This is a genomic window from Bacillus sp. KH172YL63 (assembly GCF_011398925.1).
Lineage (GTDB): Bacteria > Bacillota > Bacilli > Bacillales > Bacillaceae_B > Rossellomorea.
The window spans coordinates 402,024-417,526 of sequence record NZ_AP022842.1 but is presented as its reverse complement, the minus strand read 5'-3'; the positions used below and the strand labels follow the sequence as shown (position 1 = coordinate 417,526).

General features: G+C 46.9%; 14 protein-coding genes. 2 read left to right on the top strand and 12 right to left on the bottom strand.

Annotated features, from left to right (window positions below):
- Window positions 1–110: 110 nt before the first annotated feature.
- From KH172YL63_RS02120 to KH172YL63_RS02105, 4 genes are all read right to left on the bottom strand, one after another.
- On the bottom strand, window positions 111–491 hold the full coding sequence (locus tag KH172YL63_RS02120) for a helix-turn-helix domain-containing protein (protein ID WP_173104561.1): 381 nt from the start codon (window positions 489–491) through the stop codon (window positions 111–113).
- 180 nt (window positions 492–671) lie between these two features.
- Entirely contained in the window at window positions 672–1,238 is a 567-nt protein-coding gene (locus KH172YL63_RS02115; protein WP_173104560.1) for a thioredoxin family protein, read from the bottom strand.
- Window positions 1,239–1,632: 394 nt separating this feature from the next.
- Entirely contained in the window at window positions 1,633–1,797 is a 165-nt protein-coding gene (locus tag KH172YL63_RS02110; protein ID WP_173104559.1) for a hypothetical protein, read from the bottom strand.
- Window positions 1,763–2,191, bottom strand: a complete 429-nt coding sequence (locus KH172YL63_RS02105; RefSeq protein WP_173104558.1) for a DUF4257 domain-containing protein — start codon at window positions 2,189–2,191, stop codon at window positions 1,763–1,765. Before KH172YL63_RS02105 ends, KH172YL63_RS02110 begins: the two co-directional genes overlap by 35 nt.
- Before the next feature lie 101 nt (window positions 2,192–2,292).
- On the opposite strand from KH172YL63_RS02105, the gene KH172YL63_RS02100 reads away from it, so the two are divergent.
- A complete protein-coding gene (locus KH172YL63_RS02100) occupies window positions 2,293–2,448 on the top strand; it encodes a hypothetical protein (protein WP_173104557.1) in 156 nt (51 codons plus the stop codon).
- Window positions 2,449–2,493: 45 nt separating this feature from the next.
- Here the strand turns inward: KH172YL63_RS02100 and KH172YL63_RS02095 are convergent, their stop codons facing one another.
- The 4 genes from KH172YL63_RS02095 to gatC all read right to left on the bottom strand — a co-directional run bounded on the left by KH172YL63_RS02095 (window position 2,494) and on the right by gatC (window position 7,672).
- Window positions 2,494–4,107: a M4 family metallopeptidase gene (locus tag KH172YL63_RS02095; protein ID WP_442858763.1), complete on the bottom strand. Its 1,614-nt coding sequence runs from the start codon at window positions 4,105–4,107 to the stop codon at window positions 2,494–2,496.
- 358 nt (window positions 4,108–4,465) lie between these two features.
- A complete protein-coding gene (gene gatB / locus KH172YL63_RS02090; RefSeq protein WP_173104555.1) occupies window positions 4,466–5,896 on the bottom strand; it encodes an Asp-tRNA(Asn)/Glu-tRNA(Gln) amidotransferase subunit GatB in 1,431 nt (476 codons plus the stop codon).
- 12 nt (window positions 5,897–5,908) lie between these two features.
- The gene (gene gatA / locus KH172YL63_RS02085) at window positions 5,909–7,369 is read right to left on the bottom strand and encodes an Asp-tRNA(Asn)/Glu-tRNA(Gln) amidotransferase subunit GatA (protein ID WP_173104554.1); all 1,461 of its coding nucleotides are present in this window, start codon (window positions 7,367–7,369) and stop codon (window positions 5,909–5,911) included.
- 12 nt (window positions 7,370–7,381) lie between these two features.
- On the bottom strand, window positions 7,382–7,672 hold the full coding sequence (gene gatC / locus KH172YL63_RS02080; RefSeq protein ID WP_173104553.1) for an Asp-tRNA(Asn)/Glu-tRNA(Gln) amidotransferase subunit GatC: 291 nt from the start codon (window positions 7,670–7,672) through the stop codon (window positions 7,382–7,384).
- A 1,627-nt stretch (window positions 7,673–9,299) separates the two neighbouring features.
- Between gatC and KH172YL63_RS02075 the strand changes: the two genes are divergently transcribed.
- Window positions 9,300–9,656, top strand: coding sequence for a cupin domain-containing protein (locus KH172YL63_RS02075; RefSeq protein WP_173104552.1), 357 nt, complete (start codon window positions 9,300–9,302; stop codon window positions 9,654–9,656).
- A gap of 43 nt (window positions 9,657–9,699) precedes the next feature.
- Here KH172YL63_RS02075 and KH172YL63_RS02070 read toward each other — a convergent pair whose 3' ends face one another.
- The 4 genes from KH172YL63_RS02070 to KH172YL63_RS02055 form a co-directional block, all read right to left on the bottom strand.
- A complete protein-coding gene (locus KH172YL63_RS02070) occupies window positions 9,700–10,149 on the bottom strand; it encodes a YueI family protein (protein ID WP_232066096.1) in 450 nt (149 codons plus the stop codon).
- Between the two features lie 224 nt (window positions 10,150–10,373).
- Window positions 10,374–11,318, bottom strand: a complete 945-nt coding sequence (gene argF / locus KH172YL63_RS02065; protein WP_442858749.1) for an ornithine carbamoyltransferase — start codon at window positions 11,316–11,318, stop codon at window positions 10,374–10,376.
- A complete protein-coding gene (locus KH172YL63_RS02060) occupies window positions 11,315–14,392 on the bottom strand; it encodes a carbamoyl-phosphate synthase (glutamine-hydrolyzing) large subunit (RefSeq protein ID WP_173104550.1) in 3,078 nt (1,025 codons plus the stop codon). Before KH172YL63_RS02060 ends, argF begins: the two co-directional genes overlap by 4 nt.
- Window positions 14,385–15,449: a carbamoyl phosphate synthase small subunit gene (locus KH172YL63_RS02055; protein ID WP_173104549.1), complete on the bottom strand. Its 1,065-nt coding sequence runs from the start codon at window positions 15,447–15,449 to the stop codon at window positions 14,385–14,387. Before KH172YL63_RS02055 ends, KH172YL63_RS02060 begins: the two co-directional genes overlap by 8 nt.
- Window positions 15,450–15,503: the final 54 nt, after the last annotated feature.

The following is a 15,503-nucleotide window of genomic DNA, read 5'->3' as shown; positions in this document are numbered from 1 at the left end:
AACCTTGTACAATATTATCTTTCTATCATTATATTGGGGATTTCGGGTGGGAAATGGAGGTCAAACCTAAAAAAAACGGTCATCTGTGATGACCGTTTGGTGTGGTGTGCTTAGTTGTTTGCTCCAGATGCGATGCGCTTTACGTTTTGTTCGGCGGTTTTGATCAGGTCTGGAGTGAAACCGTTTTTCATCCGTTGGTTTTCTTCATTGAAGTAGTTCTGCACTTCTTGATCGAATTCCACTTCGATCAGGTCACGGATGTCTGTTATTCTAAGGGCGATCATAATCGAGACCAGGTGGGCAACCGTCAGTGATTTCTTTTTGAAATTCACCAGTTCATTGATCGTCGCCACTCTCAATCCTGTCAAGCGGTGTAAATCGCCTTGTGTCAATCCTCTTTCACGCAGGATTTCTCCCAATTTAATATGAATTTTGTGGGGAAATTTATCTAGCGCTTCTATGACAATTGTATTTGTTTTTTGGTGAATCATGATGCTTCAACTCCTCATCCTATACCATATTAACGTGATTTCACCCATTCGTGAACCGGCAAAAAATGCCATCACACCGGGTGTTTCACCATTCTGTTATCAGGATGGACATGAGGGCATCTTGAACCGAACAGAAGAGGGGCAGGCATTTAGACCCAACGCCTCCTCCTTTACTTAAATCTACATTAATATGTTTTGAACCAGACTCGTTTTCAAACTTTCATATACTTCCTGCCATAACGCCTTATCTTCCCGATATTGGGCCGTCAGGCGGCCAACCATTTCTTTCTGCTTCTCAGGAAAAAGTTCGTGATCCTTCGGCGGGAGCTTTGCCCGTTCATCATCGACGATCTTCTTCACCATCGGGGCTCTCGGACCCCAGACAAGCTTCTCGTTTCCATCCGTGTCGATGAATATAAAAATCGGTATCGCCCTCGACGTACCATTTGTTAGATATTGATCAATCAATTCAAGGTTTTCATCCCGGAGGATCATGCGGACGTCCATACCGGCTGCACCTGCCACTTTAAGCAGGATGGGTATGTTCAACATGGCGTCTCCGCACCAATCTTCCGTAATGGCAATCACCCGCAGTGAATGTTCACCAAGCTTGTCCAGTACGTCCTTGTCTTCAACGGGAATCGAAAAGCCTTTCCGGATCGCTTCCACATTTTCTTTATGAACCTTCATACCATCTATGTATTCTTCCGATGTCATTCCTTTGTCAAACCACTGTTCTACATTCATGTTCATTCCTCCTTCAGCGCTTCACCGATTGACGAAGCACCTAAACCTTCAACAGGCATCTCTCTCTAGCATATTCATGTTTGTAACAATCCACAAGGGGAATCTTCTTACAATCCCATCCTTAAATTTCAATTGTACTGAATATGCCTGTAGGAATATAATATAAGAAAAGCCCCAGACTGAACAGGTTCGATTGGACTGTAACCGCAACAAAAAAAGGAATAGCGCCTCGCTACTCCTTACCTATTCCAGAGGGGTGGGAAAGGTTCAGTAAAGAATGAAATCATATACATCTTTCCTTTACAGAAAAAAAGCTGACTCAATTGTCAGTTTCATCCTTTATATTTTTGGTTAAAGTAGATGGATATAGGATGACTCCTTTCATTGAACCACCTTACACATCCTGTGATTTTTCAATTATTTTTGTCACTTTGTTATAGTAGTAGTTCAGCTCGACTAGGTTATCTGCCTCCTTCAGCCTCTTTAAATATTGATTCGCTTTTTCATAGTCTTCTGGTGGCAGTTCAACCTTGATTCTTCTTTTCTTCCACTTCGCCAACAGGTTTCACCTCATTATGGTTTGGTGATCCTCCCTTAGAGGTCGGTTCGAGCTGATAATGAGATAGCTCTTGAATATAGGATGCCTTCGTATTCGCCAAATTTTGTTCGATTTTACGGGTGATGACGGAACTTCCACCGATCCCCGATAATAAACTGATATAAATCACATACCAGATCGGGACCGTATCGACCACCGGCAACACCGACAGACACCCTGCCAGAACGCCTATGATAATATCCTTCGTTGAACCAAATAGATAATGTTTCTCACCTTGATCATCGATAAACTTTCGTGGAAAAGTGAAATGACCATTTTTGAAAACCAGAATATGTCCCAAGCCTCCAATACCACCCATTAACATTGGCAACAGAATCACTTCGAATAAGGACATTCTATCCACCCTCTGGAATCATTTACTATTATTATATATTATTTACAGAAAATTCAGAATGGATAATTGGACGCAATTTTGTCCACTAAAGGAGCCCCATTATGAGAAAAATTGTGCTGAAAGTCTCGGCTGTCGACAAACTTCGATACCAAAACTATATGATGCAGTTAAAACGGGCAGAAACGAAAGTCGAAGCCGATACGTATTACCGGCTGGCCAGGCAGATCCTTGAAAAAGCCAAGAAGCAGCAAATGTAGCCAAAAAAAGAAGAGCCCGAAAGCCCTTCTCTTTCATTTTCTTACTTAGTTTACGCCCACTGCATGATACGCTGCCTTCACGCTTGTCACTTCAGCACTTCCGGCACCATATAAATCTGTCGCCGCCTGCACGGCTGCTGAACGGAGCTGGCTGTAGTTTGAAGATGGTGTTAAATATTGAGTGAGGGCACGGTAATAAATTTTCCCGGTCTTAGCCGTCCCGATTCCAGAAACGCTCACCCCGTAGTGTGTGCCACCCTGGCTTAACAGGTAAGCCGCCTTGTTTCCAATACCGCTGTTGATATGAACCCCACCGTTATCCTGAGTTCCTGTGTATCTAACAGAATAGTGATCCGGATCGCCGTATTTCGCAGGATCAGACATGGATCGAAGGGCATCCCCGCTCTTATTCGGTGTATAGATGTCTTCTCCGATCTCCCAATCCGGATTCTGGTTGGCATCGAACTCTACCAATGTACCAAAAATATCAGACATGGATTCATTGATGGCTCCTGATTCATTTTGATAGATCAGGTCGGCTGTCGTGTCGGTTACCGCGTGAGTCAGCTCGTGCGCCACAACATCCAATCCGCCTGAAAGGGAAATGAACGTCGAACCGTCTCCATCACCATATACCATCTGCTGACCGTTCCAGAATGCATTATTATAGTTTTTCCCATAGTGTACGGTTGAATTGAGGGCACCGCCATTTCCGTCATAGCTGTTCCGGTTATGGGTGTTTTTATAATAATCATACGTTTTTCCAGCGTAGTAATGGGCATCTACCGCAGCCGCATCGTAGCTCGCATTGAATACATTGTCACTGTCTGCCCAAAGCGATCCCGGCAGGCGGGTACGATTTGACGCATCATATGTGAAGACGCCTGAACCTCTCGTAAGGTCCTGGAGATAATAAGTGGACGAAGCAAGATACGTATTCAATGACTTCGTATCCCCCAGTACGCCCTTACCTGAACCAACCGTATTCGTACCGCCTGTTACAGCACCCCCGCCAGGTTTACCGGCCTCATGGATTTCATTCACCTTATCAAGGATATCTCCGGAGGCGGCATCCACGAAATAATGCCAGTTCCCTGGTTCCGGTGCAAGGAAATTATAGTTTACGAGATAAGCGTAATGGGCTTTTCCATCCTTCACATAAATCACCGAATCAGATGTAGGGGCATACTCATATTCAGGCTGAGCGTCCACTGCCTTCACAAGATCTCCTTCACCCGTTGATACGGCTTCTTTTTTAGAAATCTTCTTGGCCTTCTTCAGATCCTGTTTGCCGTCCAGGTTTGCCACCGGTGCACCGGATAATGCCGTCAGGACCCCATCACTGTTCACATGGGCAGTCAACTCGGCACCGTACACAGGCGTCCCTTTATACACTTGCTGAATCCGCAAATATGTAAATCCCAAGTCATCTTTCTGTTTATCTTTTACCTTGAAGGACAATCTAGCGTCCCCTTTAAATTTAAACGTCTGTTGCTTCGCCGTTAAATAATCGAACACAATCGTTTCCGGGGCCTTTGAAGACACCTTTGTCAACTGACCGGAAATGAATTGGGGCGTCCCCATCTGTGAATTAAAGTTCACTTTCTCGCTAACCTTGGATGCTCCAAAAGCTTCCGGAGCCAATGCAGGGCTCATCATCAATCCGGCTGTCAAACTTAACGCAACGACTTTTTTCTTCAATTACAACACCTCTTCATCCGAATTTTCTAACTTTTCAAAACATTAATCACACTATAATACAAAGCCCTCCCGTTCCGAACGAGCCTAAAGACCCGGATTTTTCATTTTTCAAATGCGGGTTCAATCACCTATGCTAAACGGGCAAAAAACGCACATTTTAGGAAAACTTGAACGGAATGGGGGGAGCACCGCCTGATTCACTCGTTGTTGGAATAAATATCCATACACACAACCACTGGTCGAAACGATCCCACGCCGCGAACGAAAAAAAGCCCCATGGAAACATCACGTTTCCATGGGGCTCTCTTCTATATGATTATCGTTTCTGAATTTCCTGAAGCAATAATTTGTTCACAAGCGGCGGGTTGGCCTGACCTTTTGTCGCTTTCATGATTTGACCGACAAGGAAGCCGATGGCACGGTCTTTCCCGTTCTTGAAGTCTTCGATCGATTGTGGATTCGCATCCAGCGTTTCCGTCACGATCTTCAACAGGGCGCCTTCGTCAGAGATTTGAACAAGACCTTTATCCTTCACGATCTGTTCAGCATTTCCGCCGTTTTCAATCAATTCTTTGAACACTTTCTTCGCGATTTTCGAAGAAATCGTTCCTTTTTCGATCAGCTTGATCATGCCCGCAAGTCCTTGTGGCGTCAGCTTCACGTCTTCAAGCTCTTTCTGTCCGGCGTTCAAGTAAGCAGATACCTCACCCATCAGCCAGTTAGACGCAAGCTTCGCGTCTGCTCCTGCATCAACCGTTTCCTGGAAGAAATCTGACATCTCCTTCGTCAATGTCAGAACCATCGCATCGTAAGCAGGCAGTCCCATCTCTTCTACATAGCGCTTTTTACGCTCATCCGGAAGTTCAGGGATCTCGGCACGGATGCGGTCCATCCATTCTTGATCGATGTGAAGATGTAATAGATCCGGTTCAGGGAAGTAACGGTAGTCATCGGATCCTTCTTTTACACGCATCAGGATCGTTTTACCTGTCGATTCATCGAAACGAAGCGTTTCCTGCTGAATCAATCCTCCAGATAAAAGTACCTTCTCCTGACGTACGATCTCATACTCCAATCCTTTTTTCACAAAGTTAAAGGAGTTCAGGTTCTTAAGCTCGGCTTTCGTACCGAATTTCTCCTGACCGATCGGACGAAGGGAAATATTGGCGTCACAGCGAAGTGACCCTTCTTCCATCTTACAGTCAGATACGCCTGTGTATTGGATGATGGATTTCAACTTTTCAAGATAAGCATACGCTTCTTCCGGTGTGCGGATGTCCGGCTCAGATACGATCTCGATCAGCGGCGTTCCTTGACGGTTATAATCGACAAGAGAATAGCCGTCGCCAGAGTGAGTCAGTTTCCCTGCATCTTCCTCAAGGTGAAGACGAGTGATACCGATTCGTTTCTTCTCACCGTTCACTTCGATTTCAATCCAGCCGTTCTCACCGATCGGCTTATCAAACTGGGAGATTTGGTATGCCTTCGGATTATCCGGGTAGAAGTAGTTTTTACGATCAAATTTCGTATCCGTTGCGATCTCACAGTTCAGTGCGATCGCCGCCTTCATTCCGAATTCAATGGCACGTTTGTTCACGACCGGCAGGACACCAGGATATCCAAGGTCGATCACGTTCGTATTCGTATTCGGCTCCGCTCCGAAATGGTTCGGTGCCGGAGAGAACATCTTACTGTCCGTCTTTAATTCTACGTGGACTTCTAGTCCGATTACTGGTTCAAAGTTCATTGATTTCACCCCTTACAGTTGTGGTTTTTTTGTATGGAAATCTGTAGCCTGCTCGAATGCATGGGCTACGCGATAAATCGTGCTTTCGTCAAAGTGCTTTCCGATGATTTGAAGTCCAAGTGGAAGACCTGTTGAAGAGAATCCGCATGGAACAGAAATCCCCGGTACCCCTGCAAGGTTCACTGGAATCGTCAAAATATCATTTGCATACATCGTCAGTGGATCATCGATTTTTTCCCCGATTTTGAAAGCCGGAGTCGGTGTCGTCGGTCCGATGATGACGTCATATTTCGCAAATACATCTTCAAAGTCTTTCTTGATCAGCGTACGTGCCTGCTGGGCCTTCTTGTAGTAAGCATCATAATAACCAGAGCTTAACGCAAACGTCCCAAGCATGATACGACGCTTCACTTCATCCCCGAATCCTTCCGCACGTGTCTTCTTGTAAAGATCAAGAAGATTCTCTGCGTTCGGCGAGCGGTAACCGTAGCGGACACCGTCAAAACGGGCAAGGTTGGCAGAAGCTTCAGAAGACGCAAGTAAATAATACGTCGATACGCCATATTTAGAGTGTGGAAGAGACACTTCTTCCCATGTTGCACCCATGCCTTCCAATACTTTCAGTGAAGCAAGAACAGCTTGACGGGCTTCTTCCCCGACACCTTCACCAAGGTATTCTTTCGGCACAGCGATTCTCATGCCTTTCACATCACCAGTCAGGGCCTCTGCGTAATTCGGCACCTCTACATTTGCAGAAGTGGAATCGTTCGGATCTAGTCCTGCAATCGCTTGTAGCAGGTACGCATTATCCTCGACATTACGGGTGATCGGTCCGATTTGGTCAAGAGATGAAGCAAATGCCACAAGACCGAAACGGGACACACGTCCGTAAGTCGGCTTCAATCCGACCGTACCCGTGAATGCAGCCGGCTGACGGATCGATCCGCCTGTATCAGAACCTAAAGAGAAAGGAACTTCCCCTGCAGCAACAGAAGCAGCCGAACCACCTGAAGATCCGCCTGGAACCGTATCAAGATTCCACGGATTGCTCGTCTTCTGGAAACCGGAGTTCTCCGTAGATGAACCCATCGCAAACTCATCCATATTCAATTTACCGATCGTAATCGTATCGGCACTATGTAACTTATTGATGACCGTCGCATCATAAATCGGATTGAAATCCTCAAGAATCTTACTCGCGCAAGTCGTACGAAGACCCTTCGTCACGATATTATCCTTGATCCCGATCGGCATTCCGAAAAGAAGCCCCTTCGATTCATCCGTACCAAGCTTGGCATCCATTTCCTTCGCCTTATTGCGGGCATTCTCTTCATCCAAAGTCAAAAATGCCTTCACTTTATCCTCAACCGCATCAATGCGTTTGTAAGACTCGTCTACTAAATCCGTAACAGAAACTTCCTTCTTATGTAAAAGCTCATGAAGCTCTGATAATTTATGGTCAAATAATGACATGAGTTCCCCTCCTTAGTCCAAGATCGATGGAACGCGAACTTGTCCATCCTGTTTATCTGGTGCGTTCTTCAACACTTCTTCACGTGGCAGACCCTCAACAGGCTCATCCTCACGCATAACATTCTTCATATCAAGCACATGACTCGTCGCTTCCACATTCGCTGTATCCAACTCATTCAGCTGCTCGGCAAACCCAATAATCGCATCAAGCTGAGTCGTAAACTTCTTCGCTTCATCCTCCGTGATGGCTAGTCGTGCAAGATGCGCTACATGCTTCACCTGCTCTTCAGAAATTCTAGACATCTTCTTCACCTCCGTATATGTTCGAACACTCACAATACTATTGATAATACCAAAATTCGCGTCATTAAAGCAACTATGATAAGTGACCCCAACAGTTGTCCATACCTCCCTCCATTCTATCACGAAAAGGAGAGCCGGTGTGATTTTATGGGGGACGGACCTTGGGTTGGGATGGTGGGTACTGATGGCGGTGAATTCTTTTTTATTGAGCGATTGGGGTTTGCGAGAAGTTGGTGGGGGATTGGGGAGCGTTTTTTTGTGGAATTGGGATCGTTTTTTCTTTTGGGAGTGGGTTTCGGTAATGGTGGAGGGCTTTTTTGGCGGTAAATTGGGGAGTTTGTTCTTTTCCAGGGTCGGTTTCTGGTCAGGGTGGGCAGCTGGCGGTCTCTGATTGCGTCGTTTTCGGTGTTGATTGCGTCATTCTGGACCTTAATTGCGTCTGTTTCGGCCTTGATTGCGTCGTTTTTTCTTTTATTGCGTCTGAATAGGATGTATTTGCGTATATTTCCATTTTTATACATAACGGGTATTGGCCCTTATGCGTCAGTTCTCAGTTTTATGCGTCGGTCTCGGCCTGTTATGCGTCACTTTTTCTTTTTATGCGTCGCCACATCACCTTTATGCGTCACTTTTCTTTTTTATGCGTCACTCCCTCTGTCACCTTCTTTCCTTATAATCTGATCACGCTTTTTGTAAAAATTCCTGCTTTAAGAGTAGTTAATAGACAAAATTACAAAAGATTTTTGTAATTGGTATTGCTGTCATCGAAAATTAGGAGTTTCTTCCTTTCCAGAGTCGGTTCCCGGTCATGATCGGCGGCTGTCGTTCTCTGATTGCGTCGTTTTTGGTGTTGATTGCGTCATTCTGGACCTTAATTGCGTCTGTTTCGGCCTTGATTGCGTCGTTTTTTCTTTTATTGCGTCTGAATAGGATGTATTTGCGTATATTTCCATTTTTATACATAACGGGTATTGGCCCTTATGCGTCAGTTCTCAGTTTTATGCGTCGGTCTCGGCCTGTTATGCGTCACTTTTCTTTTTTATGCGTCACTCCCTCTGTCACCTTCTTTCCTTATAATCTGATCACGTTTTTTGTAAAATTTCCTGCTTTAAGAGTAGTTAATAGACAAAATTACAAAAGATTTTTGTAATCGGTATTGCTGTCATCGAAAATTAGGAGTTTCCCCCTTTCTAGGGTCGGTTCCCGGTCATGATGACCAGCTGTCGGTCTCTGATTGCGTCGTTTTTGGTGTTGATTGCGTCATTCTGGACCTTAATTGCGTCTGTTTCGTCCTTGATTGCGTCGTTTTTTCTTTTATTGCGTCTAAATAGAGGGTATTTGCGTCATTTACCATTTTTATCCAGAAGCATTACCCTTTATGCATCACCCCCTCCCTTATAATCTAATCACTTTTCCACAAAAACCCCCACTCCAAAAGTAGTTAAAAGACAATTTCACAAAAAGATTTTTTGTAACTTCCCATCCAAAATCCAGGAAGTTCCTTCTTTTCCACGTCGGTTCCCCTTCATATTCGACAGCTCTCTCCGTCTAATCAAACTGTATTCGCACCATTCCCCATTAAAGGATTCCCCCACCCAACCACGAACCTATACCAAGAGGTGATTTCATGAAAATATACAGCTTTCATCAACAAACGGGAAAATCCATAGGTCAATTCAACAGTCAAAATGTGACCATCCATCCTTTATTAAAACCAGATGAATCTTTTCAAATCGGGTATTTTTATTTAGAGGCAAACAGCGTCCTTGGGATGCATCCGGCGATGTGCGATCAGCTTTTGATGGTGACATCCGGCCGTGGGTGGGTGAGGGTTGAGGGGGAAGAAAGAGTCATGGTCGGGCCCGGTACAGCGATTTACTGGGAAAAAGGAGAAATGCACGAGTCAGGCTCAGATGAGGGGATGACGGCGGTTGTGGCCGAAGGGGGTAAGCTTGACCCGGAGCGCTATCTACCGGTCCGTTAGTGAAATGAAGAGGGACCAACGGCTGCACGGCCCCTCCTTCCTTCTACTTAAGAAGCTTATTTTTAAGCGATGATAACAGGCTATTCTTTTTTTTCTTTTGTTCCGCCGGTTTTCCGTCACCACTTTTTTTCTTCACGTAGATTTCTTCCTTGTCGATGGCGTGGTCGTAGGCGAGGACGAGTCCGATTTCGGTTTCGGTTTCTTTGTTCGTCACCATTGAGAAGGGGACGTGGTGGGAATCTGCGAGCTTGATGTATTTTGACAGGAATGTGTAGCTCATATTCCCGTTGAGTAAAAGCTTGGCATCGGGATGCTTTTTCAGGCTTTCCTGGACTTCCTTATAGACGCCCTTTTCCCTTACCTGACTTTGGGTGAGGGCAATGACGATCCGTTCCCTCAGGGTTCCGAGGAACTTTCTTCTTTCATCGGGCTTCGTCTGTTTCTGCCCGTATATTCCATTTTCCAAGTAATCATCGACTGTCGGTCTGTTCAATGCACGGCACCTCCAAAACATCTATCCTCAGTTTCTCCTACACTATATGTTTCCATGTGTGTATTCGGGTATGTCCCATTTTCTCTTATGAAAAGGCGTTCAGGCAACTAAAAAACAGACGGATTTCCATTGAATATGGCGTCCTGTCAATTTTCGGACAAAACTCCGCTTTCCACTGTAAAAAAATCCGGACGATCTCAATGGATCGTCCGGACACTGGATTTCTACAGAACGGATTGTAAAATCGCTTTTTGAACATGAAGTCGGTTTTCTGCTTGTTGGAAGACGGCGGAGCTTGGTCCGTCGATGACGGCCGCTGTCACTTCTTCTTCTCTGTGGGCCGGGAGACAGTGGAGGAATTTCACATCTTCCGCTGCGTGTTCCATGAGCTCTTCGTTGACTTGGTAGCCGTTGAAGTCCTCGAGGCGTTTGGCCGCTTCTTCTTCCTGTCCCATGCTCGCCCATACGTCGGTGTAGACGATGCCTGCACTGCTCACCGCTTCGACCGGATCGTAAATAAGTGAGAAACTGCCGCCGCTTTCAGCTGCGAGGGCTTCTGTTTCTTTGACGATTTTCCCGGCAGGTTCATAGCCTTTCGGGCAAGAGACGACGACGTCCATCCCAAGCTTTGCACAAAGGATCATGAAGGAGTGGGCGACGTTGTTACCGTCCCCGATATAGACGACCTTTTCTCCCTTCAGCTTGCCTTTCAGTTCAAGGATCGTCAGGACATCGGCCAATGCCTGGCATGGATGATACGTGTCGCAGAGGCCGTTGATGACGGGCACACTTGCGTATTCGGCAAGCTGTTCCACTTTCTCCGTCTCAAAGGTACGGATCATGATCCCGTCTACGTAAGATGAAAGGACCCGCGCCGTATCGGCGATCGATTCTCCCCTTCCAAGCTGGATATCACGGGAATTCAGGTAGATGGCGTGCCCGCCTGATTGAAGCATCCCTACTTCAAAGGATACCCGGGTTCTTGTGGACGATTTTTCAAAGATCATCGCCAGGGTTTTTCCCTCAAGCGCCTTAGAGTGGGGATGTTTTTTCAATTGCTGTGCAAGGGACAGCAGTTCATGCACTTCCTCCGTACTATAATCAAGCCACGTGATGAGGTCCCTCCCTTTTAGAGAGACCGGTGTTGGTGCAAGTTGTGAATTCATCATACTCTGCTCACTCCCTGTATCGTTTTGGACTGGGCCAGCGGGATCGGCTGGACTTTCGGTGCATCCGCGCTCCGGATGAATGCTTTCAGCGTGTCCGCTTCTGTTAATACAGTGATTCCCGCTTCCAGTGCCGCCATCCTTCTTTTCTTCATTTCTGCTGTTTCTTCCTGGCTGTAATAGACGGTGGCGTGATCTGATTCGACCCACTCATAAAAAGAGGATTCGCCTGCCGTTTGATATGCCTTTAAGTCTGCACATTCACTGTCTACAAAGATGGTGCCGCCTGCCGTGATGCCCTCGTGGACTTCCTCGAACACTTTGAACAGCGCTTCTTCAACGGTTTCACCGAGGCATAATCCCTCTCCCGTCGATTTCATGTTGGCGCCGAGTATTTGATCGATTTCCGGCAGGGCGTGGGATGAAAATACAGGATATTTCACACCGACCAAATCGATTTCAGTCGGCGGGGTAAAGCAATAGATCGCAGCCTGATGATCACAGATCAGATCTGTGGCCATATCGATCAGCGGATAACCGATGATCTTGCTGATGACCGGTACCGTCCTGCTCGCACGGGGGTTCACTTCAAGCACGAGGACTTCCTCACCCTGCAGGAGGAATTGAATATTCATGATCCCCTTGTATTGAAGGCCGGATACGATTTTTCCGGCATAGTCTTCGATTGTTTCCTTGACGGCTCTCGATAACGATTCTGAAGGGAAGATCGACATGCTGTCGCCTGAATGGACACCGGCACGTTCGATATGCTCCATCACGCCTGGTACGTACGCTGTTTTTCCGTCTCCCACAAGATCGATTTCGACTTCCCTGCCTTCTTTGAATTCATCGATCAGGATCGGGAAGTATGCTTTTTCCGCCCCCTGGATAAAGGCTTGCATTTCTTCCGGGGTCTGGACTTTCACCATTCCTTTCCCGCCGATGACATAAGAAGGACGGCAAAGGAGCGGGAAGGCAAGATGCCCGGCAACCTGCAGCGCTTCTTCTTTACTGTGACAGATATCCCCTTTTACACGTGGAATCTGCCATTCATCGAGGAATTGATAAAAGCGTTCACGGTCCTCAACCCGGTCGATGATGTCTGACGAGGTCCCAAGTAAGCTGACACCCTTTTCTTCCAGTATTTCAGCAAGGTTCAATGCCGTCTGTCCACCGAATTGGACGAGCACTGAATCGATCTGCTCATGTGCGATGATCGACAGGACCGACTCTTCTGTGATCGGTTCAAAATACAAACGATCCGCCGTTTCGTAATCGGTACTGACGGTCTCTGGGTTGTTGTTGACCATAATGGTGGTATAACCATGTGCTTTCAAGCGTTGGATCGCTTTGACGGCACTGTAATCGAATTCGACACCCTGGCCAATCCGGATCGGTCCGGCACCTATGATCAGGACCTTCTTTTCCCCTTGAAGCGGTTCGATTTCATTGCTTCCATAATAGGTTGAGTACGCATAATTCGTGATTGCCTCGAATTCGCCGGCACATGTATCGACCATCTTAAAGACGGGCAGTATGCCGTGCTCTTCTCTCAGCTTGTGAACCGATCCGGCGTCGTTCCCAGTGAGCGCGCCGATCATGTCATCTTCAAAACGATATTCCTTCGCTTCTTTCAACAACTCAGGTGTGAGCGTCGCCCCGGTAAGCTTCTTTTCCATCGAGACGATATGTTGGAGAATGGATAAAAACAGCACATCGACTTTTGTTGCAGCGTGAATTTCTTCTATTGTATGGCCACGTCTGAACAATTCCACCAATTCAAAGAAACGGAGGTCTGTCGGCGTCGCGATCTTCGTGAACAGTTCTTCTGAAGATAATTGGCTCAAGCCGTCACTGATCGATTCGAGGGACAGATCCAGTGAGTGCAGGGCTTTTTGGAAAGCTGCTTCTAACGAACGCTCGATCGCCATCACTTCACCGGTCGCCTTCATTTTCGTCCCAAGCACGCGATTTGCTTCAGGGAATTTATCAAACGGCCATCTCGGGAATTTGACAACGACGTAATCCAGTGCCGGTTCGAAGCTTGCGAACGTGGTGCGTGTCAACGGATTGATGATTTCATCCAGCGTTTGGCCGACGGCAAGCTTGACGGCGATCTTCGCGATCGGATAGCCGGTCGCTTTGGAAGCAAGTGCCGAAGACCTGCTCACACGTGGGTTCACTTCGATGACGTAATATTGGTTACTGTCAGGGTCTAAAGCAAATTGTATATTGCATCCTCCCACTACCTCTAACGCACTGATGATATCAAATGCTGCTGTGCGGAGCATGTGGAACTCCTGATCGGTCAGCGTCTGGGATGGTGCGACGACGATCGAATCCCCGGTATGGACACCGACAGGGTCGAAGTTTTCCATATTACAGACGGATATACAATTTCCTTTCGAATCTCTCATCACTTCATACTCGATTTCTTTGAACCCGGCTATGCTTTTCTCCACCAGCACCTGAGTGATCGGGCTTGCCTTCAGCCCGGTCTGGACGAGCTTGCAATATTCTTCGTGGGTCGAGGCAATCCCGCCGCCTCTTCCTCCAAGGGTGTAAGCAGGGCGGACGATGATCGGCAGGGAGATCGTTTCAGCGAAAACGAGGGCTTCCTTTAAATTATGGACAATCGCACTTTCTGCCGTCGGATGCCCCAATGTGTTCATCAAGGTCCGGAATTTTTCACGGTCTTCCCCTTTTTGGATAGAATCCACCGATGTGCCGAGCAGCTTGACACCATATTTGGCCAGAATCCCCTTTTCATCAAGGCCGACTGCCAGGTTAAGGGCGGTTTGGCCCCCGAGATTGGCTACGAGGCCGTCTGGACGTTCTTTTTCAATGATGGCGGTCAACGTTTTAATTGTAAGCGGCTCACAGTACACATTGTCTGCATAGGTCGTGTCTGTCATGATTGTGGCCGGGTTGTGGTTCACCAGGATCACTTCATAGCCCTCTTCTTTCAAGGCAAGGCATCCTTGCGTTCCGGAATAATCAAATTCTGCTGCTTGCCCGATGATGATGGGGCCAGATCCGATGATCAGGACTTTTTGTATAGTAGATTCTTTAGGCATACATCTTCTCTCTCCCTGGTTGTTTGATACTTTGATAGAAATGTTCGAATATCCATGAAGCATCTTCCGGACCCGGACGCGCTTCCGGATGGAATTGAACGGATAGGATCGGCTTGTTCGCATGTTGAAGGCCCTCCAGAGAACCGTCATTCACATTCATGAACCGGGGCTTCAATCCTGTCCCGTCCAGACTATCCCGGTTGACGACATAGTTATGATTTTGCGAAGTGATGAACACTTCTCCGCTTTCCGTATCGATCACCGGATGGTTCGCCCCTCTGTGACCGAATAACAAACGCTCCGTATCCCCACCGAATGCAAGGGCGATCAACTGGTGACCGAGGCAGATTCCGAGTGTCGGAAGCTTCAGCATCTTCTCTTTCAGCGCCGGCAGATATTTCATCATATCCTTCGGGTCTCCGGGACCGTTTGACAGCACCAGGCCATCGACGTTCAATTGGTCCAGTACGTCCAGTTGATCATACGGAATGACCGTGACCTGACAATCCATTTTGACCAGGCTCGATATGATCGACTTCTTCACGCCGAAGTCAATGACGGCAATATGTTTGTCACCATGCCCGAGCTTGCGGATATGTGAAAGGGCCACTTGCTCAATCTGTCCCGTATGCTTCTTTTTGTCGGGAAGCGTTTTTGTATGGGAGATACATGCATTCTGACTCCCTGCGTTACGGATTTCCTTCACTACCTCACGGGTATCCACTCCCGTCATGAAAGGAATCTTCCACTTCAAGAGATAATCCTTCAAGGACGATGTGGCATGGTAATGGGAATAAAGCTCAGGAGACCGAAGCATGATGACCCCTTTCACCTGGGGCTTTTCACTTTCGAAATCATCTTCATTCACCCCGTACTGTCCGATGAGCGGATAGGTGAAGACGACGATTTGATCTTTATAAGATGGGTCGGTCAGCACTTCCTGATAACCCGTCATTCCTGTGAAAAATACGATCTCACCCTGAACGGGCCCGTCTGCATCCCACGTGACCTCACCTGTAAAGGTGCTGCCGTTTTCCAAGCATAGATAACTCTTCATGAGCTTACCTCCTGTTGAATATTTAATTATATTTAAGTATTTTTATACATTCAT

Coding starts and splice junctions, on each gene's coding strand:
- KH172YL63_RS02120 (WP_173104561.1), bottom strand. CDS start 491: ATGATTCACCAAAAAACAAATACAATTGTCATAGAAGCGCTAGATAAA.
- KH172YL63_RS02115 (WP_173104560.1), bottom strand. CDS start 1,238: ATGAATGTAGAACAGTGGTTTGACAAAGGAATGACATCGGAAGAATAC.
- KH172YL63_RS02105 (WP_173104558.1), bottom strand. CDS start 2,191: ATGTCCTTATTCGAAGTGATTCTGTTGCCAATGTTAATGGGTGGTATT.
- KH172YL63_RS02100 (WP_173104557.1), top strand. CDS start 2,293: ATGAGAAAAATTGTGCTGAAAGTCTCGGCTGTCGACAAACTTCGATAC.
- KH172YL63_RS02095 (WP_442858763.1), bottom strand. CDS start 4,107: ATGATGAGCCCTGCATTGGCTCCGGAAGCTTTTGGAGCATCCAAGGTT.
- gatB (WP_173104555.1), bottom strand. CDS start 5,896: ATGAACTTTGAACCAGTAATCGGACTAGAAGTCCACGTAGAATTAAAG.
- gatA (WP_173104554.1), bottom strand. CDS start 7,369: ATGTCATTATTTGACCATAAATTATCAGAGCTTCATGAGCTTTTACAT.
- gatC (WP_173104553.1), bottom strand. CDS start 7,672: ATGTCTAGAATTTCTGAAGAGCAGGTGAAGCATGTAGCGCATCTTGCA.
- KH172YL63_RS02075 (WP_173104552.1), top strand. CDS start 9,300: ATGAAAATATACAGCTTTCATCAACAAACGGGAAAATCCATAGGTCAA.
- argF (WP_442858749.1), bottom strand. CDS start 11,318: ATGATGAATTCACAACTTGCACCAACACCGGTCTCTCTAAAAGGGAGG.
- KH172YL63_RS02060 (WP_173104550.1), bottom strand. CDS start 14,392: ATGCCTAAAGAATCTACTATACAAAAAGTCCTGATCATCGGATCTGGC.
- KH172YL63_RS02055 (WP_173104549.1), bottom strand. CDS start 15,449: ATGAAGAGTTATCTATGCTTGGAAAACGGCAGCACCTTTACAGGTGAG.